This is a genomic window from Streptomyces sp. NTD91 (assembly GCF_059510455.1).
In genome coordinates this window covers 23,194-46,191 of record NZ_JCAJZW010000021.1, presented here as the reverse complement: position 1 = coordinate 46,191, position 22,998 = coordinate 23,194, and the positions used below count along the sequence as shown (strand labels likewise).

Below are 22,998 nucleotides of genomic sequence, written 5' to 3'. Positions count from 1 at the left end.
CCCCTATCGCAAGGGCTTCAAGCGCCTCCAGCAGATGAGCGCGCATGCGAGGGTGAGGAAGGCTTCGTGGATGTCGTCGCGGATCTCCCAGCGGATCCGCAGGCGACGGAACCAGTGCAGGTGGGCGAACGCACGCTCCACGACCCAGCGTTGAGCGCCGAGTCCGGAACCGTGCTCGGTGCCGCGCCGGGCGATCAGTGGCTTCACGCCGAGGTCCCAAACCAGCCGGCGGTACTTGTCGTGGTCGTAGCCGCGGTCACCCAACACCACGTCTGGGCGACGCTAGGGCCGACCACGCTTGCCACGCACGGGCGGCACGGCTTGGAGGAGCGGGATGAGCTGAGTGACGTCGTTGTGATTGCCCCCGGTCAGGGTGACGGCGAGCGGAATACCAGTCGCGTCGGTGATCAGGTGGTGTTTGCTGCCCGTCCTGCCCCGGTCGACGGGGCTTCGTCCGGTCTTGGGGCCCCCTTTAGCGCGCGGATGTGGGAACCGTCGACGGCAGCTCGGGAGAAGTCCAAGGCATTCGCGTTGCGGAGCTTGGCGAGGAGGACCTCGTGCAGCCGAGGCCACACGTGGGCTTCGGTCCATTCGGCCAGGCGGCGCCAGCAGGTCATGCCCGAGCCGAAGCCGAGTTCTTGCGGCAGGTGTTCCCAGGCGATCCCGGTGTGCAGGACGAACAGGATGCCCTGGAACACCAAACGGTCTGGATGCCGCTTGCGGCCGGCGTGCCGCATCCGACGTTCGACCTTGGGCAGCAGCGGCTCAATCACCGCCCAGAGCTCGTCGTCGACTTCCCACGGCTTTGGCCGAGCCACCCTGCACCACCCCCGGATCATCAGTCCCGGAGTGATCCAACCACCTTGAAGATCATTTCGTTAGGGGTTCTTAGAGGCGTGCTACGAGAGTACGGAAACTGAATGCCCACGGCGTCAGAGAGCTAGCTAGTCCGAAGGGCAAGGGCGGCTGGGACAGGCTGTCCGCCGGGCTCGCAACCATCGCCCGTCAATCCCTGTTCAACAGCACCATCTCCGATTCAAGGGCTGGGCGCCGACATACCAGATCGCGAGCCGTCGCCAGGCTGCAAACGCGGCTCTTGGCGGATGTGATCGCCTCCGGCGCCCGCGATGCCGGGATCCGCCGGGAGTTCGTGGACGGTCGAAGTACGCGTCAACTGGCCCGAAGACCGACCGCCAGCGTCAGTTCAAGGACCCGGTGCGGCGATGCGAGATCCGGAAACAGCTCCCGCAGCTGCGACATCCGGTACCGGACTGTCTGGGGATGGACGAACAACGCCGCCGCCACCTCCTCCCGCCTGCCCTGGTGCAACAGCCACGCCCGCAACGTCTCCTCCAGCCGCCGTGCGGTCGCGACAGGCAAGGTGCGCAACGGTGCGAGGGCTCGGGCACGCAGGTCTGCGAACGCGTCCACGTCGGCGCTCAGCACCAGCTCGGGCAGGTGGTCCTCGGTGTCGCGGATATCAGAGGAGAGGGAGCGCGCGCGTGCGGCTCGTGCGTACGAGGATGACGCACGAGTCCATGGCCGGGCCGGGCCGACCACGGCGGTTCGGTCGGTCAGCTGCCGCACGAGATGTGATCGGTCGGAATCGGGAACGAGCAGCACACCGGTGGCGTCCGGCAGATCGTCGAGGACGAGGGTGCTCGGGTCGAGCGCGCGGTAGGCAGGCCGGACCTGGGCGGCGGGCAGCAGGACGGCCGTCAGCGTAACCGGAGGCTGCCATCCGGCCCGTTGAGCAGAGGCCAGCAGCACGTCCGGGCTCGCGCCGGCGAGGAGGTCGCGGGCCAGGTGTTCCAGGTGGCGCTCGTGGGCCCTGCCCCGGGCGGCCAGTTCGTCGGCGTGGCCCGCGGCGCTCGCGGCGGAGAGCTCGTCGATGTAGGCGAAGGTCAGTTCAGCGAACTTGGCGACCTCGGCGGCGGGCAGACCTGCGGACACGGCGCCCGCTGCCAGGCATCGCCAGGCCACGCGGGCGCCGACGCGGTAGGCGCTGAGCAGGGCGTCCATCGAGCGGCCGTCGCGCACCTCGCCGCGGCCCAGCTCGTAGGCCGCGTCACCGCCGTCGCCGCCCGTGGCGTTCCCGCTCGCGAGGTCCAGGTAATGCCCGAGGGCGGTGCGAACGGCTCGGCGGATGGTGCCGCCCATCTGGCCCGAAAGGGCGTTGGCGTAGGAAGGGACCTCGTCGATGATCGCCTGGACGACCTCGTCGGCGGTGGTCTTCAGCGCGGCCCGAAGTGCGGTGACCGTCGTCTCATCCAGGGCCAGTTCGCTGGCCCTCTGGGTTACACGACTCACTTTTTTATTCACTGCGAACAATTCCACCCACCAGATTCACGTCCTACGGTCAGGACTTTACGCCCTGAGACGCAGCAAGCTGGAGTCATGACGAGTGCAGCCCTTCGCAGCAGGGCGTGGAAACTGCTGGAGATGGTCACGACGCCGCTGCTGCCGTCGGACTACCTCGACCTGGTCAGCCCACTGCGTGCGGGCGCTGACCTGCGGGGGCGCATCGAGGCCGTACACCCCGAGACGGATGACGCCGCGACTGTCGTGATCAGGCCGGGACGGGGCTGGCGCGGCCACAGGGCCGGTCAGTACGTGCGGATCGGGGTCGACGTCGACGGGGTGCGCCTGTGGCGTGCCTACTCCATCACCTCGCCGACGAACCGCCAGGACGGCCGCGTCACGATCACCGTGAAGGCGATCCCGGACGGCAAGGTCAGCAACCACCTGGTCCGCAAAGCGAAATCGGGCACGTTGATCCAGCTCGACCAGGCGACCGGTGACTTCGTGCTGCCGCAGGCCAAGCCCGCCAAGGTGCTCTACCTGACGGCGGGCAGCGGCATCACGCCCGTGATGGGCATGCTGCGCGACACCGAGTTCGACGACGTCGTCATGGTCCACTGCGCGCCACGGCCGCAAGACGTGATCTTCCGCAACGAACTGCACGACCTGGTCGCGGACAAGAAGCTGCGGCTCATCGAGGTGCACACCGACACAGACGGCATGCTCGACATCGCCCGTCTCGACGAACTCCTGCCCGACTGGGCCGAGCGGGAGACCTGGGCTTGCGGGCCCGCGGGCCTGCTCGACGCCGCCGAAGAGCACTGGAGCGGGCACGGCGTACAAGAGCGCCTGCACACCGAACGCTTCCGTCCCAGAATCGTCGTCGCCGGCGACGGCGGCGAGGTCACATTCAGCGCCACCGGCAAGACCGTCGACGCGGACGGCGCCACGCCGTTGCTAGACATCGGCGAGGAGGCCGGCGTGCTCATGCCCTCCGGGTGCCGCATGGGCATCTGCTTCGGCTGCGTCACGCCGCTCAAGGCGGGCGCCGTCCGCGACCTGCGCACCGGCGAGATCACCGAGGCCGAGCCGGGCGTCCTCATCCAGACCTGCGTGTCCGCCGCGGCGGGCCCCTGCGACATCCAACGGTAGGAGCACCTTGACCGCCATCGACCCCACCGCCCACCTGACCGCGGAGCAGATCGAGGAGCTCGGCCGCGAGTTGGACGCGATCCACGACGAGGTGATCACCGACCGTGGCGAGAAAGACGCCGCCTACATCCGTAAGGTCATCTCGGCGCAGCGCAAGCTCGAGCTGGTCAGCAGGGGCGTGCTGCTGTTCTCGATCTTCCCGCCCGCGTGGCTGCTCGGCACCGCCGGTCTGTCCGTGGCGAAGATCATGGACAACATGGAGATCGGCCACAACGTCCTGCACGGCCAGTGGGACTGGATGCGAGACCCGAAGATCCACTCCACCACCTGGGAGTGGGATCACGTCTCGCCGTCCGAGCAGTGGAAGCACTCACACAACGAGCTGCACCACACCTACACCAACGTGATCGGCAAGGACAACGACCTCGGCTACGGCATCATGCGCGTCGACGAGGACCAGAAGTGGCACCCGTTCCACCTCGGCCAGCCGCTGTGGAACTTCATCAACGCCTGCTTCTTCGAGTACGGCATCGCAGCGTACGACCTGGAGCTCGGCAAGAACCTGCACAAGTGCCGCCGCAAGAACCCGGAGTTCCGCGCGCGGGCCAAGGCCGTCGGCCGCAAGATCCGCAAGCAGGTACTCAAGGACTACGTGATCCACCCGCTGCTGTCGGGCCCGTCGTTCCTCACCACGCTCGCCGCCACGTTCACCGCGAACCTGGTCCGCAACATCTGGTCCCACTCCGTGATCATGTGCGGGCACTTCCCCGAGGGCGTGCAGGTCTTCGAGCGCCGGTCGATCAAGGACGAGACGCGCGGCCAGTGGTACCTGCGCCAGATGATGGGCTCGGCGAACATCAGCGGCAGCAGGGCCATGCACTTCATGACCGGCAACCTGTCGCACCAGATCGAGCACCACCTGTTCCCGGACCTGCCGAGCAACCGGTACGCCGAGGTCGCGGTGAAGGTGCGCGCGCTGTTCGAGAAGTACGAGCTGGAGTACGTCACCGGACCGCTGCCCAAGCAGGTGTTCTCCGCGTGGCGCAAGGTCTTCCGGCTCTCGCTGCCGAACAAGAAGCCCGAGGTCAAGACGCCGGACCGTGAGCAGGAGCTCGTCGCCGCCTGATGGTTAGAAGCGCCTGGCTCACGAACCCGAGGTCAGGCGCCCTTGTCCGCAGGCTCCAGAATCGCCACGCACTCCACGTGATGCGTCATCGGAAACAGGTCACAAGGTATGTGGACGGGAGGAGAATCTGCAAGACACATGGGGTTTTCCTGCCTTGGACACGGGCTGTGAGGCGGCCGGAGCGTCAAATGAGCGTCATGTCTGACGGACTTTCTCTCCTCCTTGGCCGGTACACCAGGCTGTGCGCGCTTCTGTTCCCCGTGGCCGTCATGTTGCTGCTCGGGCGCCAGGCCAGCTGCTGGAGCGGCTGCGGGATGCCCGGCGCAGCGCTCCCGCCACCGGCCGCCCCGGGCGCGTCCGGGCGAAACCCGGGCGCGATTCGTACGGGCCGGCCCGGTGGGCCGGTGATGAAGCTGGACATCAGGAACTCGTGGCCGAGTTTCACCTCGTGCGCATCGGCGTCCGACCCCGGACGCCTGCCGGGCTGTGGCTCAGGCGTCGATGATGACGGGGATGATGAGGGGCTTACGGCGGTGGGTGCGGAACGCCCAGTTCGCCACGGCGCGGGCGAGGAGCTGTTCGAGTTGGCGCGCGTCCCCGACGCCCTCCTCGGCCGCGGTGGCCAGGGTCTTCTCGATGACGGGGATGACCGGCTCGAAGGTGGCGTCGTCGTGGACGAAGCCCCGGGCCAGGAAGTCGGGGGCCTCGGCGAGGGCGCCGGTGTCCGCGTCGACGATCGCCACCACCGTGACCACGCCTTCGGCGGCGAGGGTGAGGCGGTCCTTGAGAGACGCCTCGGTGGCGCCGCCCACTTCCATGCCGTCCACGTAGACGTTGCCGGCGGGGACCTTGCCGGTGATGGACGCGCGCCCGTCGACCAGGTCGACGACGACGCCGTCCTCGGCGATGACGACCCGTTCGGGGTCGACACCGGTACGGATGGCGAGGTCGCCGTTGGCCCGCAGGTGGCGCCATTCGCCGTGCACGGGCATGACGTTGCGGGGCTTGACGATGTTGTAGCAGTAGACGAGTTCGCCGGCGCTGGCATGCCCGGAGACGTGCACCTTGGCGTTGCCCTTGTGGACCACGTGGGCGCCCCACCGGGTGAGCCCGTTGATCACCCGGTAGATGGCGTTCTCGTTGCCGGGGATGAGGGAGCTGGCGAGCAGGACGGTGTCGTCCTCGCCGATGCGGATCATGTGGTCGCGGTTGGCCATCCGTGACAGCGCGGCCATCGGTTCGCCCTGGGAACCGGTGCACACCAGAGTGACCTTGTCGTCCGGGAGCTTCTCCAGCTCCTTCGTGCTCACGACCAGACCGGAGGGGACCTTCAGATAGCCCAGGTCACGGGCGATGCCCATGTTGCGGACCATCGACCGGCCGACGAAGGCGACCTTGCGGCCGTGCTGGTGGGCGGCGTCCAGGACCTGTTGGATGCGGTGCACGTGGCTGGCGAAGCTGGAGACGATGACCCGCCGCGGCGCGGTGCGCATCACCTGCTCGATCGCCGGATTCAGCTCACGCTCGGAGGTGGTGAAGCCGGGTACCTCGGCGTTGGTGGAGTCGGTGAGGAACAGATCCACGCCCTCCTCGCCGAGGCGGGCGAAGGCGCGCAGATCGGTGATGCGGTCGTCGAGAGGGAACTGGTCCATCTTGAAGTCGCCGGTGTGCAGCACCATACCGGCCCGGGTGCGGATCGCGACCGCGAGGCTGTCGGGGATGGAGTGGTTGACCGCCACGAACTCGCAGTCGAAGGGCCCGAAGCCGCGCCGGTCGCCCTCCCGCACCCGCACCGTGCGCGGCCGGATCCCGTGTTCCTTGAGCTTGGCCTCCAGGAACGCCAGCGTCAGCTTGGAGCCGACGACGGGAACGTCGGACCGCTCGCGCAGCAGGTACGGCACGCCACCGATGTGGTCCTCGTGGCCGTGGGTGAGGACCACGGCCACGATGTCGTCCAGCCGGTCCCGGATCGACGTGAAGTCCGGCAGGATCACGTCCACACCGGGCTGGGTCTCCTCGGGGAACAGCACGCCGCAGTCGACGACGAGCAGCTTGCCCGCGTGCTCGAAGACGGTCATGTTGCGGCCGATCTCACCCAGGCCGCCCAGGGCGACGACCCGCAGCCCTCCTACAGGCAGGGGAGGGGCGGCTTTCAATTCCGGGTGCGGATGACTCATACCCTGACGGTACCCGGAGAGCGAGACAGGTGATCCATTACCTGTCCGATCTCCTCCTCCCGACAGGGTCGGGGCACCACAACGGGTGTCCGGGGACGATCCGATGACGCCGGCGGCCGGACAGGGAGGAATCAAGGCGGTACCGTCTTCGGTGGGTCTGCCATGTGCCCGGTGGTGCCGGCGAGGATCTCGTGCCTCTTGTCGTGGTGGCCGGCCTCCGCGGCCTCCCGGTGCGCCTCGTCGCTGGGCCACTCGGTGTACAGCAGTGCCCGAGTGCCGTCGGCGCAGTGCCGGAAGTGCGCCCGATCTTGCCCCGGGTGCCCGCCGTCCCCTCGGCTGGTCGGCGATCACGGCGTCCGTGAAGGCGCGCTGCCACCCGACTCCATGACGTCCAAGGCCGCGGTGACCAGGCAGCCGGGCGTGCGAGTCTCGTCGGCTACGGCGAGACCGAGGAACCGGCGGTATCGAGACGGCCCCGCGAGTGCGGCTCAAGCCGCTGCCCCGCAGGTACGGGTCGTAGGCGGCGTCACCGGCCCCCTGTGCGCAGGTCAGCACAGTGCCACCGTCGGTGCTCAGGAACCAGGACAGTGCGGCGAGCCCGTGCGCCCACGGGCCGCAGCCGTGCCATTACGAACCCGTCCTCTCGGCAAGGACCAACTGACCGACGCCTCCCACCACCGTCCGAGTCGTGTCAGGATTCGTTCGATCACAGGTCACTGCTCGAACGTCCCGGCCGGAGTCAGACACTCGTCCATGCTTCGATGAAGGCGTTACGTCCGGCCGCATCGGGCGACTTGTGGCCCGCGTGAAGAACGCGCCAGGCGGTGAGTTCCAGGTCCCGGAGCCACAGTTCGCCGATGACCTGTGTTTTGAGATCAGGGAGGTGGTCGGACTCGGCGAGCGCCTGGCCGATCACCTCTGCGGCCGCAACGCGCTGGGGAGGCGTCATCTCGTCTACGGCCGAGAGGATCTGTCCGGCCAGACCGGTTCCCTCTCCGGCCAGCGAACGCAGCACCAGGTCCTTGATATTGGTCGGCAGCAGGTAGGCGGTGCCCGAGGATCTCCACAGGTTCGACCAAAAGGGTTCTCCTGCGTCGGTGGGGGCGGGGAGCGCGGCCAGCAGTCCGAGGAGATGCGCGGTGGCCGCGTAGCCATCGGAGTGGGCCGCCGCGAGGACCGCTATGCCGGCGACACGCTCCACGTCGAAACGGCCGGTTTCGAATTGTGAGGGCAGCCCCAATCTTTGTTCCAGCTGATCTGCGAGGGGGGCGGATGCGTGGGAGGGGAACTCGGGAAGCATCGGCGGTCCTTGGGCGTAGGTGGGCGGAGATACACGCTCGGAAACCTTCGTCCTTCCCATGGCCAGGCGGCTTACACGGCTTCCGCAGGCCCAGTTGGTGGCTAGACCGACCTTGAGGGCCGCCGTCACGGGCAGGCTCTTAGCATGATCGGATGGTTGCCGATGATGCCCAGAAGAACGGGACAGGACAGGAAGTGGTGTCTGGGGACGCCGTAGCCGGTCTCCCCGGCGGATCACATCATGGCAATACCGAGGAGGAGTTTCACCCGGTTGCCGACCTGGTCGAGCCGGTCAAGCCTAAGCTGCGTGGCTGGCTCCATGCCGCGATGGTCCCTGCCTCGGTGAGCGCCGGCATCGTGCTCGTCTGCCTGGCCCGGACCCAGCAGGCGGCCCTGGCCTGCACCGTGTACTCCGTCACCGCCTGGTTGCTGTTCGGGACGAGCGCCGTCTACCACCTGGGGGCCAATGGGCGAGGCCGTCCTGCGTCGCCTCGACCACGCCAATATCTTCCTGATCACCGCCGGGACCTGCACCCCTCTGGCCGTGCTCCTCCTCCCTCCTGACCGGCGGCACCTGCTGCTGTGGATCGTATGGACGGGCGCGCTGACCGGTATCGCCTTCCGCGTGCTGTGGGTCAACGCTCCCCGCTGGCTGTACACCCTCTGCTACCTGGCCCTGGGGTGGGCACCGGTGCGTTACCTGCCCGACTTCCTGCACACCGGCGGTGCGGCCGTGGTCACCCTGACAGTGACCGGCGGTCTCCTCTACAGCGCGGGCGCGGTGGTCTACGCCGTCCAACGCCCCGAACCCTCGCCCCGCTGGTTCGGCTTCCACGAGGTGTTCCACGCCTTGACCATGGCGGCCTTCACCGCGCACTACATGGCCATCTCCCTCGCCGTCTACTGACACAACAGCAGGCGCATTCACTACTGCGGCACGGTGCTCTCGCCTCGCTCGCGGCTCGATCAACGACTGGGGCCGTGTGGGGGGATGCCTGGAGGGGAGGCGGCGCCCGGTCAGGGAGCCTGTCAGCCGCCTCACCGTTGTGGCGGCGCCGCGAGCGGAGGGAAGGAGGTGGGCGAAATACGGTGGAGCCGTTCGGAGGCGAGGATCATCTCTGCGCGCCGCAGCCCGGCCACGCGTGGCTGCGATAGCCTGCCGATACCGGCGGGCCCGCTCACCTCAGGCTGCGGCCGATGGACTGGACGATGCGCCGGTGCGGCGGTATTCGGCGTTGATGCGCTGGGCTTCTTCGAGCTGGTCTTCAAGGATGATGATCCGGCATGCGGCCTCGATCGGGGTGCCCTGGTCGACGAGCTCACGCGCGCGGGCCGCGATGCGCAGTTGGTAGCGGGAGTAGCGGCGGTGTCCGCCCTCGGAGCGCAGTGGTGTGATCAGTCGCGCTTCGCCGATGGCGCGGAGGAAGCCGGGAGTGGTACCGAGCAACTCGGCGGCCCGGCCCATCGTGTAGGCGGGGTAGTCGTCGTCGTCGAGACGGCTTAGCGACTCGTCTGCTGTCATCTCACCTCTCTGTGGAACGCGTGGAGGGGCCTTGGTGCTGTTTGGCACCAAGGCCCCGAAGGAACTGCAACACCATCTGCCGGCCCCAGTGCTGCGCCAGCCTTCTGTTTCCGCCCAGCCGCCTGATACTCCGACATGGGTGCGGGGATCGCGGATGCGTGACCGGAGACCACCTACCTATCGATGTCCTGCGGTACCCGGGCTCGCGTCTTCCGCCCGGGCGATCCTGATGGTGCTCGACTCCTCCGTTCTTCCCTCGGAACCAATCACTTGCAAACAGGGACTGGGTACTACTGGTACTGCAACCGCGTCAACTGCGGTCCTGCTCACGGCGGCCCCTCATCACTTCAGGCCACCCGGTCCGGTCGTCAGTCCCGTCGCCGTCGTACAACAACTGGCTTCGGAACTCCACCACCGCACCGTCATACGTGGACTGCTGCCCGGCAGTTCGTGTCTGCCGGGCCTTGCTCGATCTCGGCTACGAAAGAAACCATAATCACCGAGACATCGAATGTCTACTCCGGCGAACATAGATTTGCTGCGGCTCGACGATGAGGTCTTCCGCTGAGCCGATCTGCGAATGCTGGGGGCTGTCCGCAGCGCAGGTCCGACGCACGGATGAGACCCAGAGCCGCCCGCAGAGCTTCCCGTGGCGGCGCCGACCGGCGCGGCGCGTCGACCGCGATTCTCAGCCCCCTCCGGCGTGCACGGTGGCTCGGGCGGGTTGGCGGGCGGAGCGCAGGGTCGGGTAGGCAAGGGCCGAGCATGAACGATCCGCAGACGAGGGTGGCCTGATGACACAATGTCCGTCAACGCCACATCTGCCCCGTTCCACGCGGCCGTTGCCGACGCACGCGATACCGCACAAGCGTTCATCGAAGACCTGTGGCAGCCGAACGGCAGCCGACCAATGCCTCGAAGCACACCCCTGGCTCGCAACCGCCGCACATGCGTACCCCCGGCCTGTAGTGCGGCACCAGGGGAGCCGTATGCGCCCGTCTCGCCCGGTTGCGCCATCGCCCAAGCCGCCCGGGGGGCCGGTGCATAGAATCCGATCCCATGCCGAAGCCTGACGAGCTGCTCGTTGCGATAGCCGCCCTTGTGGAGTCCGGGCAGAGCAATCAGATGTCCCTGACCGTGGTCACCAGTGGTGCTGTCATCACCGGTCGGCTGGCTCCGGAAGCCATGTGGAGGCAGAGGGTGTCTGAGGTGCTGACGGACTCCGCCGACCTGGGCGAGTTCTCCGCCGTCTTCGACACCCCCGCGAGGAAGGACGGACCGCCCACGCATGTGCATTTCCACGTCGCCCGGATCCTGCAGGGTACGGTGGGGATCCCGGAGACAGGCGGGATGTACCGCGTCGCGATCGAGGACGTCAGTGCCTGGACCGTGGGCGACTTCAGCTACTCCGACCACTGACTCACCGACCCACGGCACACAGTGAGGCCCCACCGGCACGCTTCCGTGCTAGGGCGTGTTTCGAAAGTAGCGTCGTCCGCCCGGAGGGCGGGGTCCGCGGCGTCTGATGCGGTGCATCGCAAGGCGGAGGGTCGTCCTCGTACCGGGCGTACGTGGACGATCCCGACAACGCGGCGAGGTGCCGTGCCAGACGCCGCGGACCAGACGGGACTTTCGAAACACGCCCTAGTGGTCGCCGACAACACCCCGGTTCAAGGGGTGCAATGGACTTCGAGATCCGGAAGGATCGGCGGCCTCAGGGGCCCAGGAGGTTGGACCCTGGGCGGGAGGAATACCTTCGGCTCGTGGATCTTGGAAGAGGGAACACGGAAGCCTGCCGGATCATCGGCATCAACCGCCGCACCGGCAAGCGTTGGCTCTACGGCCGGCAGGCATCCGCGAGGTACAAGGTAGCCCCGCCCATCGTGGACACGGGGCTGCCCTGGCAAGCACCCGAACCCCCGGCTCGCCCTGAGGAACCCGTCGGCCCGTCGCGCTACCTCACCGAGGCCGACCGCATCCACATCGCTGACCGGCTCCGGGAGAAGGCGTCCGTCCGGGCCATCGCGGCCGAGCTGGCCGCAGTCCCTCCACCGTAAGCCGGAAGATCCGCCGCAACCACGCGCTCATGTCAGGCGGCGGCTGGTGCTACCGTCCGCACGCCGCTCAGCGCCGCGCGGACGCCCGCGAACCGCGCCCCAAGCCCGGCAAGATCGGCCAGAACCCCAGGCTGCGGGACTTCCTCCAGGACCACCTGACCGGGCGGTGGCCGCCAGCTCAACGCGGCGCTCCACACCGTGGCCATCACGAAGATCCGCATGCCCGGCACCCGGGGTCACGCCTCTACCAGGCCAAGATCGCAGAAGGAAAGAGGCCCAGGAGGACAACCGGGGGCGACTACAGCATCCAGCGCGGTCGACCCAACCCCGACGGCCGGCTCTTCGGACAAGTCACTTCCCGGACCCGCCGAAAGCGAGCCTACGCCACCCCACCAGACACCTTGACAAACACAGAGGCCCCCAAGGGCACCGACCTATCCCGCCACACCCGCGAGGACCTGGACGCCGCCGCCACCGAACCCAACAGCCGCCCACGCAAAACGCTCGACTGGGCGACCCCAGCCGAGCGTCTGTCTAAACTGCTCGCGGCTTGATCCACTCACCGCAGTGTTGCTACGACCCCTGGAATTCGCCCACGCCGGTGGGGCCTCACTGCTCGGTTCGGCTCACACCTGTCCGTACGTCAGGCGGACAGGGGGAGCGCCGAGCGTTGCGGGAGCCGGCCCGTACGGGCCGGCCAGAGGCGCAGATGCGGCGGTGGGGCGGGTGCGGCAGGTGAAGCCGAGTTGGGTCATGGCCCTGAGGACTTCGCCGGTGCTGAAATCACGCCGGTCCTGGCGGGTGACGACCTGGCCGACCTGCTTGGCGGGGTAGTGGCGTCGTCCGATGATGACGAACTCACCGGTGACCAGCTCAGGTGTGACGCCCTTCATCGATTCCACCACGCCGCTCTTGGTCAGGTCGAACGGGAAGCGAGCGATGACACAGCGCACGATGCCTCCAGGGAGAAGAGAAGACGGGCCCGGATAGGGGTGACGGCGGTTCAGCGAGAGAGGACGAGGACGCCCAGAGCGTTGCCGTGTCCGTCGACCACGGGCGGGGCCCCGAGCCGGCGGCAGCGCATCGCACGCTCGGCTTCGGCCCTCGTGGCCAGCGGCGACGCGAATGGCCCGATGACGTCGGCGATGTCACGCAGGCGGATCCGGTCCGTGTATCCCGAACCGTCACGAACGGCCGTGAGCCGGTCCCGGGTGACCAGGCCGGTGCACATACCGTCCTCGTCGCAGACGACCAGATGACCCGTACGGGCGGCGGCCATCACGGACAGTGCCACCTCCACGGTCATGTCCTCCCAGACCTGTGGTCCGGCCACGTCCGCGGGATCGGCCGCCGTCTGCACGGCGTTGGTACGTGTTGAGCGGAACTGCGTCTGGTCCAGCGTCAAAGGGTGCCTCCTGCGAAGTTGGGCGGGCTTCCTGACACGAAGGTTCTATGCCGCCGCACCGGCGTTGGACTGCCGTACGAGCGCGCGGCGGGCCGCCGAGACGGGGCGGCGCCGACCGCGTGAGGTGGCGCCGCGCTTCTTGGGGCGTTCGACCACCGGTGCGGTGATGACGACCGGGATGCCGGAGGGGGCCTGGGCGCCGGTGATGCGGTGCAGGGCCTCTTCGCCGACGCGGACCTGGGTGGTCTGCGGCACGATGCCGGCCGCTGCCATGAGGCGGGTCATGCCGCGGCGCTGGTTGGGGGTGACCAGGGTGACGACGCTGCCGGACTCTCCTGCGCGGGCGGTACGGCCGCCGCGGTGGAGGTAGTCCTTGTGGTCGGTCGGCGGGTCGACGTTGACGACGAGGTCGAGGTTGTCGACGTGGATGCCGCGCGCCGCGACGTTGGTCGCTACCAGCACATTGACGTGTCCGGTCTTGAACTGTGCCAGCGTGCGGGTGCGCTGTGGCTGTGACTTCCCGCCGTGCAGGGCGGCGGCCCGTACCCCGCTGTTCAGGAGGTGTTCGGTGAGGCCGTCGACGGCGTGCTTGGTGTCGAGGAACAAGATCACGCGGCCGTCGCGTGCGGCGATCTGGGTGGTTGCCGTGCGCTTGTCGGCGCCGTGAACGTGGAGCACGTGGTGCTCCATCGTCGTGACCGCGCCGGCCGAGGGGTCGACGGAGTGCACGACGGGGTCGCTGAGGTAGCGGCGCACGAGCAGGTCGACGTTGCGGTCGAGAGTGGCGGAGAACAGCATGCGCTGGCCTTCGGGGCGGACCTGGTCGAGGAGGGCGGTGACCTGCGGCATGAAGCCCATGTCGGCCATCTGGTCGGCCTCGTCGAGGACGGTGATGGAAACCTGGTTCAGTTGGCAGTCGCCACGGCCGATGAGGTCTTTGAGGCGTCCCGGCGTGGCGACGACGATCTCGGCACCGGCGCGCAGCTCGCTCGCCTGTCGGGCGATCGGCATTCCGCCCACCACTGTGGCCAGCCGCAGCCTCACGGAGCGGGCGTACGGGGCGAGCGCGTCGGTGACCTGCTGCGCCAGCTCACGCGTGGGTACGAGGATCAGCCCCAGCGGCTGCCTGGCCTCGGCGCGCTGCCCGGCCGTACGGGCCAGCAGCGCCAGCCCGAAGGCGAGGGTCTTGCCGGAGCCGGTACGGCCACGGCCCAGTACGTCCCGGCCGGCGAGGGAATTCGGCAGGGTCGTGGCCTGGATCGGGAAGGGCACGGTCACGCCTTGCGAGCCGAGCGCAGCCAGCAGTGCCCCGGGCATGTCGAGATCGGCGAAGCCCTCTGCGGCGGGAAGCGCGGGTGTGATCGTCCTGGGCAGCGCGAACTCGCCCTGGACCGCGGCGGGCCCGCGGCCGTAACCGCCGGAGCGGCCCGGCCCGCCGGAGCGGCTCCTGGCCGACGAGCCGAATCGGCTGCCGCCCCTGCCGGAGTCGGTACTGCCGTTACGGGTGCGGGCGAAGCGGTCGTTCGTGCGTGTGCGGTTCATGCGGAACCTTCCTCGATACGGCACATATCAAGGAATTCCCGCAGCAATGAGCAGCAGAGAGAATTGCAAGAATGGACCGGTGGAATGCGAGAGCGAATCTGACCGACGGAAAATCCGTGCGGGCACACGCGCTGGAATGAGTGGCGCGAAGCGAACGCCATGTCCGGGCGTCCGCTGCGATGAAGCTATGAAGGGCTGCGTGCACCCCTGAAGGATGCCCCGTATGCGGTGAGCCTACGGGTTTCCTGCTTGTCGTCCGCAGGCGAGACCACTGCGGGAAAATGCGAGCAGCTGGGACCCGCACCCCGAAGGACGCGGCCCCAGCTACAATACGCGACAGTCGGCGTCAGGCGAGAACGATGTTCTCGGCCGTCGGGCCCTTCTGGCCCTGCGCGATATCGAAGGTCACCTTCTGGCCCTCCAGCAGCTCACGGAAGCCCTGGGCGGCAATGTTCGAGTAGTGGGCGAACACATCGGCGCCGCCACCGTCCTGCTCGATGAAGCCGAAGCCCTTTTCCGCGTTGAACCACTTCACAGTACCAGCAGCCATGTCATTTCTCCTTTGGGGCAGTGTATCGGGATCCGCACTGCGCGGACCCCGTGTCGCCGCGATGATCAGCCCGCCGGGAAAAAGACCGGATAACAAAAGTGCTTCCAGTGGCACAGGCGCCGCCCGGAGGGCACTTGAAGTTTTGGGAACCACAACTGCAACTGAGATCGACAGTAGCACGCCGAAGCCGCCTGTGTACGGTGAAGAATCCCACCCCACTTAATGCGGTAGAGAATCTGTCTGCCTGTCCCGTTGAAACCTCAGCTCGCGGGCACAGATTTTGACCCAGCCGGAGCGCAACGTTTCGGGAAGCTTTGGGGGCGCGCCCAGCGTAAGGGCTGCTCCCCCAAAAGATGGTGCGGGCGGGTGTGGAGATCAGGGTGGCGCCGGCAAGCGTCACGGCCCGTCTCCGGCACACGCACGGGAGTGGCCATATCGAAGACCGTCGAGGACCACACCGTCGATCAGCTCGGTGGAAACAGCAGCATCCTGGTGCGGCAATGCCGTGAGCACGAGGAAACGACGGCTGACGGATCAGTACCTGACCCTCGACGACCTTCACCAGCGGGAACGCGTTCTGAAGCAAGCGGTGCAGCTGGTCTTCAGCCATGCCTTCGTGGAAGAGACGGTGCTGTGGCCCGCCGTACGAGCCTCAGGGCCGGACGGCGAGGAACTGACGACAGCCGCAGTCGTTTTTCACAGCGGTACAGGGGCACGCAAGGCGCGCGACACACGCCGCTTACCCTCGGACATGGCAGTGCCCTCATCCCGGAATTCCAGTTCGGCGGCGCCACCGACCCGAACCAACCGCACCTGGGCCATTCCCCCCAGGCGAGTCCGCCGGCTACGCCCCGCCCGCGACGCACGCACGGACAAGCGCACGTCGCGGGCAACCGCACGAGAAGCACGACTGGATAGCGCGAGTGCCCGTGAAGCCGTCAGATCGCGGGACTCACCGACTCAGCCGCCGCTCTTGCGCCTGAACGACCGCTGGCTCGCAGCCGGGCCGTGCGCCGAACGCACCTTCGACGCATCCGACTTGGCGGCAATATCAGCGGCGTCCGCCTGCGAACCGCGCTTGCGCGCCAGGGCTTCGCGGAACTTGCGCTTGAGGTCGTAGTTGCCGTCGCTGTCCGGCTCCAGAGGGGACGTCTCGGAGGCAGCAGGCTCCGAACCTTCCGTAGATACGGGCTCTGCGGTCATGGTGACCTCCTGGGGTTCGGGGGTGGGCAAGCACAGCTTGTCATGCTGGGCGCAGTGCGAGGCGCCGGCAACGTCATCCTGTTCCGTTTCGGCGGGTATCCCTCTCGCGGCCAAGGGCCTTGACTTCGTAGGTGAGGCGCGCAGGACGGCTTAGGACCGGCTGAGGGTCGTCGATCCCGTGGCCAGGCTGCCAGGGCAACGGCTCTCAGCCGCTGCGACGCACGAGGGCGGCCCTGCGGGCCTCGGCGAGCTTGCGGGCCTCGCCCGCCTTTCGGGACTTGCCCCCGGCGCCGCGGGAGGTGTCCTTGCTGCTGCCGAGACCGCGGAAGTGAACGTTGGTGTTCTTGGGCCGGGGGGCGGCGGGCCCGCCGTCGAGCGGGATCCCAGAGGGAGACTTGGCGCCGGTGATCCGGCTCAGTTCCGCCTCGCCCGAGCGCACCTTGGTGACGGTCGGCTCGATGCCGGCCCCGGCCATCATGCGGCTCGTCTCGCGGCGCTGGCCCGCCAGCACGAGCGTGACCACGCTGCCGGACTCACCGGCGCGGGCGGTGCGGCCCGCCCGGTGCACATAGTCCTTGGCGTCGGTGGGCGGGTCGACGTTGACCACGAGATCGAGGTCGTCGACGTGCAGGCCACGGGCCGCGACATTGGTCGCCACCAGAACGGTGATCTGGCCGTTCTTGAACTGCGCCAGGGTCCGTGTGCGCTGTGGCTGGGACTTACCGCTGTGCAGGGCTCCGGCGTGCACCCCGCTGGCCCGCAGATGCCGGGTGAGCTGGTCGACGGCGTGCTTGGTGTCGAGGAACAGCAGTACGCGGCCGTCGCGGGCGGCGATCTCCGTGGCGACGGCGTAGCGGTCAGGGCCGTGGACGACCAGAACGTGGTGCTCCATCGTCGTGACCGTGCCCACGGCCGGGTCGACCGAGTGGGCGACGGGGTCGTGGAGGTAGCGGCGGACCAGCTGATCGACGTCGCGATCGAGAGTGGCCGAGAAAAGCATCCGCTGACCGTCGGGGTGCACCTGCTCGAGCACGTCGGCAACCTGCGGCAGGAATCCCAAGTCGCACATCTGGTCGGCCTCGTCCAGCACAGTGACTCTCACCCGTCCCAGGCGACAGGCGTTGCGCTCAATCAGGTCGTGAAGGCGTCCGGGGGTGGCGACGACCACCTCAGCTCCCTGGCGCAGCGCGGCGACCTGCCGCCCGATCGACATGCCGCCTGCGACCGTGGCCGTCCGCAGCCGCAGTGCCTCGGCGTACGGCGCCAGCGCCTGAGTGACCTGTTGGGCCAGCTCCCGCGTGGGCACAAGGATCAGAGCCAGGGGCTGCTTCGGTTCCGCGCGCCGCCCGGCTGTCCGTGTCAGCAGCGGCAGGCCGAAGGCGAGCGTCTTGCCCGATCCGGTGCGCCCACGTCCCAGGATGTCGCACCCCTCCAGGGCATCGGGCAGTGTGGCGGCCTGGATCGGAAAGGGTTCGCGCACCCCGAGTTCGCTCAGTGTCCGCAGTACCTCCGTCGGCAGTTCCAGACCGGCGAAGGAGACGGCCGGGAGTAGCGCCGGGGTCGTTGCCCCGAGCTGGGCGGCACTGCCGTGAGCGATGCCGGAGTCATTGGGATGCTTCATAAACAGCCTTCCGCAAGGGAACGTACCGAGGAAGGCCCGGCAGGTTTGAACAGCCCACGCACAAGCCGAACCGAACAGGCAGAATCGCCCACCGCGACGACCACGCAAACGCGTGAGACTAACACATGGCATAACCTCGCGCCGCTGATACCGATCGCCCCTGTGTACGGGTGCTGGCAGCGGATCGGCCTGGAACAACCGTTCCCCTTGAAGAATGGCCCCACCCCACGGGCGAGCTGTCGAGCCACACATCGAGCCTTACGAGCGGGGCAGCAGACCCCTGCTGCGGGTGCAGGTCAGCAAGCCGGACGCCGTCCGACCCGATGCTGACCATTTGCTGACCCGAACGCGGCGATCAACGCTTCGACCGCACGTCGTCGCACTCAGTAGAGTCCTCGATCAGTGGCCGCCATTCCCGCCGTGGCCTCCGCCACCGCTGCCATAGCCGCCATGGTCTCCACCGCCGCCGTAGCCACCGTGGTTGCCGCCATAACCACCGTGGTCTCCGCCGTAGCCGTAGCCGTAGCCGTCGTCATCGTCGTCGCCCACCAGCCGGGACCGCCGTGGTCGCTGCTGCAGGAGCTGTCGTTGCCGTGTTCCGTGGCGAAGGCGCTGTCGGCCGTGCCGATCGCCGCTGCACCGGTCAGCAGCAGGCCCGAAGCGGACAACGCGACGAGACGCCGAATGCGCTGTGATCACTCGCGGGCATGCAGGGGGCGGACGATGTCGGTCGGCAACGTCCATGAGACGGAACAAGTCGCAGGTTCCGCGACCATGAACGGCCCGCGGACGAGAAGCCCGCGTCCCGCGGCGGGGGCAGACATCGCATCAGACACTTCCAGGGACGTTCGACTTTGCAAGAGCAAAGGCCATGACTGTTGGTCGCCAAGGGCACCGGCCGGATTTGCCGAGCACTCGACGCGAGGGTGCAGGGAGGAGAGCCCGAGGGCAACGGTGCCGACGCCGGGGGGCTGCAGCGCACCCGCTCGGAAGCCCCGCCGGCCGCGTCTGCAGGGGCTTGCCGTCGAACGGACGCCCCTATGACGGGGGTGCTGGGCACCGGTCTGACCAGCTTAAAGACCTCGCGGGCGGCATACCGTTTGAGGCATCGGATGATCTCCGGTCGCGTCTTGCCCTCCTTCGTACGGCGTTCGTAGTACGCCTGGGTACGGGGGTCGTGGCGCAGGCGGGTGAACACGATGCGGTGCAGGGCGGCGTCGGCCTGCCGGTCACCGCCGTGGTTGAGCCGTCGCGTCATTCGGCGCCCGGAGGAGTACTCGATGGGGCTGACTCCGCACAGGGCAGCAAAGGACGCCTCGGAGCACAGCCGCTCGGGATTGTCCCCCATGGTGATCAGGAGAGTGACGGCACTGTCCGGGCCGATGCCCATCGGTACGAGCAGTTGCGGCGCGTGGCGTTCGACGAGCCGGGTCAGGCGTTGGTTCAGCTCGTTGATCTGCCCGGTGAGCTGTTCGATGCGTTCGGCGAGCATGCGTAATGTCATGTGGGTGGCCTGGGGCACCGCGTCCTCGTCTCCCCCACCATCGGGTGGGCTGAGGGTCGCGCAGGTGCGGAACAGCTCGGCGTTGCCCAAGCTCGACAACCGTTCCGCAGGGCGGGGTCGGCGATCACTAGGACGGCCTTGAGCTGGTTGATCGCGTGGTGTGCGGGCCTTGACCGCGGAGTCCTTGGCGAGTTTGCAGATCCGGGCGCCGTGCACGGGTCCGTCGCCGGATTCGGCCTGGGCCCGGGTGCGACCGCTGAGCACGGCTCGCGCTGCGGCCTGCGCGTCGAGCGGGTGGACTTGCCGAGCAGCCGGCGGGCCGAGCGGGGCCCCGTGGATGGTCCAGGCCCAGGAGAAGGCACGTGAGCTTCACGTGGTCGCGCCAGATCGCGACGCTGTGACTGCCTGGGTCACCCGGGCCGTCGGCTCATGCCGGAGCAAGCTGGGCCTGGGGCGCGAGCCGGTAGTCGACGGAGACCACGATCGTGCCGGAGCGGTTGGCCATGATGCGGGCGATGTTGTCCTGGCTGTCCAGGTCTCCGAGGGCCCATCCGCCGCCGTGGAAGAAGACCGTCACGGGTCGCGGCCCGGAGCGCGGCAGGGTGGTGGGGGGCGTAGATGCGGACGGGGACCTCAATGCCTTCGGCGGCGGCCACTGCGTCGTGCACGCTGCCGACAGGCTCGACGTCGCCCGCGAGGGTGGAGAAGCTGCTCACGAGATCGCGGTTCTCCGCGACCGTTCGGCTCTCCGGTGCCGGTTCGCCTCCTTCGGCCAACTTCTCGAGCAGGGCATCGATCTGGGGGTCGAGGGACATGATGAGGACCTTCCTGGAGCCGGCGACACGGATGGGAATGAGTGCTCCAAGCACTGCAAGTCGCCGGAGTGGAGCAGCGGCAGCGTGCTGCCGTCGGGCGCTGTGCGACCCCTGTCACGACAGGGCCCGCGCTCCACACGCACGCAACAGGCGCACTTGGATCGGCAAGTGTGAGGCCCTTGCCAGCGGCCACCGCGGGCATCGGCGGGCAGATCCGCGACCGGCTCCGCAAGCGGGTCCGCCGTGGGACGAGCCGATTCCTGCGTGCGAGGCCGTCGGCCCGGGGAAGGGTGGCCGCGGGTCGCCGTCGGGCGCTGAATCGTTGGCCCTGGCTGTGCTGTCGTATCCGTTCTGGATGTGGGCCTGCCGGGGGCGGTGCACTGCGTGCGGGTCAGCGGGCGATCGAGATCGCGAAGGGTGTGAATCCGGTGGACCGGATGACGTGCGGGACGAAGAGGATCGCGGCCTCGGTGGCGCGGGCGGTCTGGATTCCGCCGAGGTCGGTGATCCACTCCTTGTGCCAGCCAAGGTCGGTGAGCAGTTCACGGACGGTCTGCTTGGTCTGCGGGTCGTCGCCGGAGAGGAACGCGGTCGGTGTCTGGGTGAGCGTGGCCGGCGCGGTCATCACCGGGAAGAGCATGGTGTTGAGGGTCTTGACGACGCGGGTTTCGGGGAGCGCGTACTGGAGTTGCTCTGCGAGGCTTGAGCCGGGGTGGAGCAGGTCGGCGGGCAGTCCGTCGGGTCCGTCGGTGGTGGCGTTGGAGACGTCGACGAGGATCTTGCCGGACAGTTCCTCCCGTAGGGCGGCGAGCCGGTCCAGGGAGCCGGCGCCCGGGGTGGCGTTGATGACGATCCGGGCTGTGCGGGCGGCGTCGGGGGCGGCGCCCGGCGTGCGGTCCGCGACGGTCACCTCGTGCCCGGCCCGGGTGAGGGCTGTGGCCAGGTTGCCGCCGACGCGGCCGTTTCCGAGAACTGCGATCGTGGTCATGACGATGTGGTCCTTTTCGTGGGTGCGGGTTGTGGTGCGCGATCAACGTGAGAGCGTGGCGACGGCCTGGGCGGGGACGCCGGGCGCGGTGGCCAGGAAGCTTTCCTCTGCGAGGTCCAGGGGCGGCCCTGGGCGTCGGCCCGCAGGTACGGCGGACCGTTCGCCCCCCGAGGTTGCGGAGCGAGTCAGCTGAAGAACTGATGGACGCGGGAGGCGAACCACTCGGGTTGTGCCAGGTGCGGGCAGTGCGTGCGGGTCGGTGTCTGCTCGGCCACGGCCCCGGGGATACGGTCGGTGAGCCAGTCGGCGTAGTCCCCACCGGGATCGGTTCCGTGCAGGGACAGGTACGGAACGTCGGGCGGGAGACTCGTGGTACGTCGGGACCACGCTGCCAGCGTGTCTGCGTCCCAATCAAGCAGCGGGGTCCAGCTCGCCGTACAGCTGGGCGAAAACTGTACGAACGAAGTCGGCGAAGCCCTCTCCCCGCACAGCGGCGACTATCTCCGCAGGAAGTGGACCGACCCGCAGCGACTGGTCGACATCGACCACGCCACGAGTCGGGTAACGGGCCGCGTAGGCGGTCGCAATCACCCCGCCGAGCAAGTGACCGACGATGAACGGGGACTGGTCCTCGCCCAGGGAGTCGATCAGCTGGTGGATGTCCTCCACCGACTCGTCGATCCCGTACGGCCGGGCCCGAGACGAGTCACCGTGGCCACGCAGGTCGGCGCTCAGCACGCGGAAGTGCTGCTGCAGGTCAACGGGGTTCCAGAAGCGCCGGTTTTCGGTGATGTCGTGGACGGCCACGAGCATCGGTCCCGTGTATTCGAGGTCGCGGGCCAACTGGTCGTCGGCCATGGTGTGGTCCTTTTCGTGGGTGCGGTTGTGGTGCGCGGTCAGCGTGAGAGGGTGGCGGCGGCCTGGGCGTGGATGCCGGGGGCGGCGGCCAGGAGGCTTTCGCTCTGTGGGGTCCACGGGCGGCCCTCGGCGTCGGAGATCTGTCCGCCGGCCTCGGTGACGAGCAGTGCGCCGGGGAGCAGGTCCGCGCGGGCGCCGGCGAACTGCCAGAAGGCGTCGATCCGGCCGGCGGCCACGTTGGTCAGGTGCAGGGTCGCGGGCACGGCGGTGCGGACGACGAGCGCGTCGAAGAGCATCGCGGTGATCGAGGAACCGACGCGGCGCACGACCTTCTCGTCCTCGTCGGGCCGGGCCTGGCTGGTGGCCACGATGCTCAGGCCGAGGTCCGTGCTCCGGGAGACGTGCAGCGGCCGGCCGTCGAGGTGGGCGCCCGCGCCGGTGAGCGCGGTGTAGATCTCGCCGGTCAGGGGCAGGTGGACCGCGGTGAGCACCGGCTGGTTGTCCCGTACGAGGGTGGCGGTCACCGCCCATTCCGGCAGGGCGTGCAGGTGGTTGACGTTGCCTTCGGCCGGATCCACGACCCACCATTCGCCGGGCGGCAGCGCCCCGCCGTCCAGTTCGTCCTCCACCCACCCGGCATCCGGACGCAGGCGCGTGAGGCGGGGGCGCAGGACCTCGAGGGCCGTGTCGTCGTTGGCGGCGAGCGCGCGCATCAGCTCTTCGCGGGTCTGGTAGCGGACCACCTCGCCGAAGCGCTCGCGCAGCGCCGAACCGGCCGCACGCACGGCGATCGCGGTCTGGCCGAGCAGGTCGACGTCGGAGGCGGCGGCGTCAGTGGTCTGCAGCGTTTCGGACATGATGAACTCCCTTGTGAGTAG

Annotated in this window: 19 protein-coding genes and 4 pseudogenes; 6 read left to right on the top strand and 17 right to left on the bottom strand. The window is 68.4% G+C overall.

The window, feature by feature from the left end:
• Positions 1–3: 3 nt before the first annotated feature.
• Positions 4–839 (bottom strand): annotated as a pseudogene (locus AC5WRT_RS21780) (IS5 family transposase).
• 331 nt (positions 840–1,170) lie between these two features.
• Positions 1,171–2,310, bottom strand: coding sequence for a PucR family transcriptional regulator (locus tag AC5WRT_RS21775; RefSeq protein ID WP_496095222.1), 1,140 nt, complete (start codon positions 2,308–2,310; stop codon positions 1,171–1,173).
• Between the two features lie 87 nt (positions 2,311–2,397).
• On the opposite strand from AC5WRT_RS21775, the gene AC5WRT_RS21770 reads away from it, so the two are divergent.
• Positions 2,398–3,453 (top strand): ferredoxin reductase, encoded by a 1,056-nt coding sequence (locus tag AC5WRT_RS21770; RefSeq protein ID WP_496095147.1) that lies wholly within the window; start codon positions 2,398–2,400, stop codon positions 3,451–3,453.
• A 7-nt stretch (positions 3,454–3,460) separates the two neighbouring features.
• A complete protein-coding gene (locus AC5WRT_RS21765) occupies positions 3,461–4,579 on the top strand; it encodes a fatty acid desaturase family protein (protein WP_496095146.1) in 1,119 nt (372 codons plus the stop codon).
• Positions 4,580–5,070: 491 nt separating this feature from the next.
• Here AC5WRT_RS21765 and AC5WRT_RS21760 read toward each other — a convergent pair whose 3' ends face one another.
• Both AC5WRT_RS21760 and AC5WRT_RS21755 read right to left on the bottom strand, forming a co-directional pair.
• The gene (locus tag AC5WRT_RS21760) at positions 5,071–6,756 is read right to left on the bottom strand and encodes a ribonuclease J (RefSeq protein ID WP_496095145.1); all 1,686 of its coding nucleotides are present in this window, start codon (positions 6,754–6,756) and stop codon (positions 5,071–5,073) included.
• A 739-nt stretch (positions 6,757–7,495) separates the two neighbouring features.
• The gene (locus AC5WRT_RS21755) at positions 7,496–8,056 is read right to left on the bottom strand and encodes a hypothetical protein (protein WP_496100517.1); all 561 of its coding nucleotides are present in this window, start codon (positions 8,054–8,056) and stop codon (positions 7,496–7,498) included.
• Between the two features lie 152 nt (positions 8,057–8,208).
• On the opposite strand from AC5WRT_RS21755, the pseudogene trhA reads away from it, so the two are divergent.
• A pseudogene (gene trhA, locus AC5WRT_RS21750) lies at positions 8,209–8,962 on the top strand (PAQR family membrane homeostasis protein TrhA).
• A 276-nt stretch (positions 8,963–9,238) separates the two neighbouring features.
• Here trhA and AC5WRT_RS21745 read toward each other — a convergent pair.
• Entirely contained in the window at positions 9,239–9,577 is a 339-nt protein-coding gene (locus AC5WRT_RS21745) for a MerR family transcriptional regulator (RefSeq protein ID WP_496095143.1), read from the bottom strand.
• Positions 9,578–10,636: 1,059 nt separating this feature from the next.
• On the opposite strand from AC5WRT_RS21745, the gene AC5WRT_RS21740 reads away from it, so the two are divergent.
• From AC5WRT_RS21740 to AC5WRT_RS21730, 3 genes and pseudogenes are all read left to right on the top strand, one after another.
• Positions 10,637–10,996, top strand: coding sequence for a GvpU-like protein (locus tag AC5WRT_RS21740; protein ID WP_496095142.1), 360 nt, complete (start codon positions 10,637–10,639; stop codon positions 10,994–10,996).
• Between the two features lie 263 nt (positions 10,997–11,259).
• A pseudogene (locus AC5WRT_RS21735) lies at positions 11,260–11,816 on the top strand (helix-turn-helix domain-containing protein); the annotation flags it as partial.
• Positions 11,817–12,053: 237 nt separating this feature from the next.
• A pseudogene (locus AC5WRT_RS21730) lies at positions 12,054–12,188 on the top strand (IS30 family transposase); the annotation flags it as partial.
• A 72-nt stretch (positions 12,189–12,260) separates the two neighbouring features.
• Here the strand turns inward: AC5WRT_RS21730 and AC5WRT_RS21725 are convergent.
• The 12 genes from AC5WRT_RS21725 to AC5WRT_RS21670 form a co-directional block, all read right to left on the bottom strand.
• A complete protein-coding gene (locus tag AC5WRT_RS21725; RefSeq protein WP_496095141.1) occupies positions 12,261–12,587 on the bottom strand; it encodes an SCO5918 family protein in 327 nt (108 codons plus the stop codon).
• 50 nt (positions 12,588–12,637) lie between these two features.
• The gene (locus tag AC5WRT_RS21720; protein WP_496095140.1) at positions 12,638–13,039 is read right to left on the bottom strand and encodes a CBS domain-containing protein; all 402 of its coding nucleotides are present in this window, start codon (positions 13,037–13,039) and stop codon (positions 12,638–12,640) included.
• 45 nt (positions 13,040–13,084) lie between these two features.
• Entirely contained in the window at positions 13,085–14,581 is a 1,497-nt protein-coding gene (locus AC5WRT_RS21715; protein ID WP_496095139.1) for a DEAD/DEAH box helicase, read from the bottom strand.
• Positions 14,582–14,927: 346 nt separating this feature from the next.
• Positions 14,928–15,131 carry a cold-shock protein gene (locus AC5WRT_RS21710; RefSeq protein WP_014145516.1) on the bottom strand — a complete coding sequence of 68 codons (204 nt, stop codon included), beginning with the start codon at positions 15,129–15,131 and terminating at the stop codon, positions 14,928–14,930.
• 960 nt (positions 15,132–16,091) lie between these two features.
• The gene (locus AC5WRT_RS21705) at positions 16,092–16,334 is read right to left on the bottom strand and encodes a DUF5302 domain-containing protein (RefSeq protein ID WP_496095138.1); all 243 of its coding nucleotides are present in this window, start codon (positions 16,332–16,334) and stop codon (positions 16,092–16,094) included.
• Between the two features lie 205 nt (positions 16,335–16,539).
• Entirely contained in the window at positions 16,540–17,955 is a 1,416-nt protein-coding gene (locus tag AC5WRT_RS21700) for a DEAD/DEAH box helicase (protein ID WP_496095137.1), read from the bottom strand.
• A 383-nt stretch (positions 17,956–18,338) separates the two neighbouring features.
• Complete coding sequence (locus AC5WRT_RS21695; protein ID WP_496100516.1) at positions 18,339–18,623, bottom strand: hypothetical protein; 285 nt, start codon at positions 18,621–18,623, stop codon at positions 18,339–18,341.
• Positions 18,599–19,303 (bottom strand): transposase, encoded by a 705-nt coding sequence (locus AC5WRT_RS21690; protein WP_496095221.1) that lies wholly within the window; start codon positions 19,301–19,303, stop codon positions 18,599–18,601. The genes AC5WRT_RS21695 and AC5WRT_RS21690 overlap by 25 nt, the downstream gene beginning before the upstream one ends.
• A gap of 583 nt (positions 19,304–19,886) precedes the next feature.
• Entirely contained in the window at positions 19,887–20,036 is a 150-nt protein-coding gene (locus AC5WRT_RS21685) for an alpha/beta hydrolase fold domain-containing protein (protein ID WP_496095135.1), read from the bottom strand.
• A gap of 629 nt (positions 20,037–20,665) precedes the next feature.
• Positions 20,666–21,262: an NADPH-dependent F420 reductase gene (locus tag AC5WRT_RS21680; RefSeq protein ID WP_496095134.1), complete on the bottom strand. Its 597-nt coding sequence runs from the start codon at positions 21,260–21,262 to the stop codon at positions 20,666–20,668.
• Between the two features lie 411 nt (positions 21,263–21,673).
• On the bottom strand, positions 21,674–22,120 hold the full coding sequence (locus AC5WRT_RS21675; protein WP_496095133.1) for an alpha/beta fold hydrolase: 447 nt from the start codon (positions 22,118–22,120) through the stop codon (positions 21,674–21,676).
• A 38-nt stretch (positions 22,121–22,158) separates the two neighbouring features.
• Positions 22,159–22,977, bottom strand: a complete 819-nt coding sequence (locus AC5WRT_RS21670; protein ID WP_496095132.1) for a 3'(2'),5'-bisphosphate nucleotidase CysQ — start codon at positions 22,975–22,977, stop codon at positions 22,159–22,161.
• Positions 22,978–22,998: the final 21 nt, after the last annotated feature.

What these genes read in the sequence shown, in the direction of transcription:
- AC5WRT_RS21770 (WP_496095147.1), top strand. Translation starts at nt 2,398, where the DNA reads ATGACGAGTGCAGCCCTTCGCAGCAGGGCGTGGAAACTGCTGGAGATG.
- AC5WRT_RS21760 (WP_496095145.1), bottom strand. Translation starts at nt 6,756, where the DNA reads ATGAGTCATCCGCACCCGGAATTGAAAGCCGCCCCTCCCCTGCCTGTA.
- AC5WRT_RS21755 (WP_496100517.1), bottom strand. Translation starts at nt 8,056, where the DNA reads ATGCTTCCCGAGTTCCCCTCCCACGCATCCGCCCCCCTCGCAGATCAG.
- AC5WRT_RS21745 (WP_496095143.1), bottom strand. Translation starts at nt 9,577, where the DNA reads ATGACAGCAGACGAGTCGCTAAGCCGTCTCGACGACGACGACTACCCC.
- AC5WRT_RS21740 (WP_496095142.1), top strand. Translation starts at nt 10,637, where the DNA reads ATGCCGAAGCCTGACGAGCTGCTCGTTGCGATAGCCGCCCTTGTGGAG.
- AC5WRT_RS21715 (WP_496095139.1), bottom strand. Translation starts at nt 14,581, where the DNA reads ATGAACCGCACACGCACGAACGACCGCTTCGCCCGCACCCGTAACGGC.
- AC5WRT_RS21710 (WP_014145516.1), bottom strand. Translation starts at nt 15,131, where the DNA reads ATGGCTGCTGGTACTGTGAAGTGGTTCAACGCGGAAAAGGGCTTCGGC.
- AC5WRT_RS21705 (WP_496095138.1), bottom strand. Translation starts at nt 16,334, where the DNA reads ATGACCGCAGAGCCCGTATCTACGGAAGGTTCGGAGCCTGCTGCCTCC.
- AC5WRT_RS21700 (WP_496095137.1), bottom strand. Translation starts at nt 17,955, where the DNA reads ATGAAGCATCCCAATGACTCCGGCATCGCTCACGGCAGTGCCGCCCAG.
- AC5WRT_RS21690 (WP_496095221.1), bottom strand. Translation starts at nt 19,303, where the DNA reads ATGGGGGACAATCCCGAGCGGCTGTGCTCCGAGGCGTCCTTTGCTGCC.
- AC5WRT_RS21680 (WP_496095134.1), bottom strand. Translation starts at nt 21,262, where the DNA reads ATGACCACGATCGCAGTTCTCGGAAACGGCCGCGTCGGCGGCAACCTG.
- AC5WRT_RS21675 (WP_496095133.1), bottom strand. Translation starts at nt 22,120, where the DNA reads ATGGCCGACGACCAGTTGGCCCGCGACCTCGAATACACGGGACCGATG.
- AC5WRT_RS21670 (WP_496095132.1), bottom strand. Translation starts at nt 22,977, where the DNA reads ATGTCCGAAACGCTGCAGACCACTGACGCCGCCGCCTCCGACGTCGAC.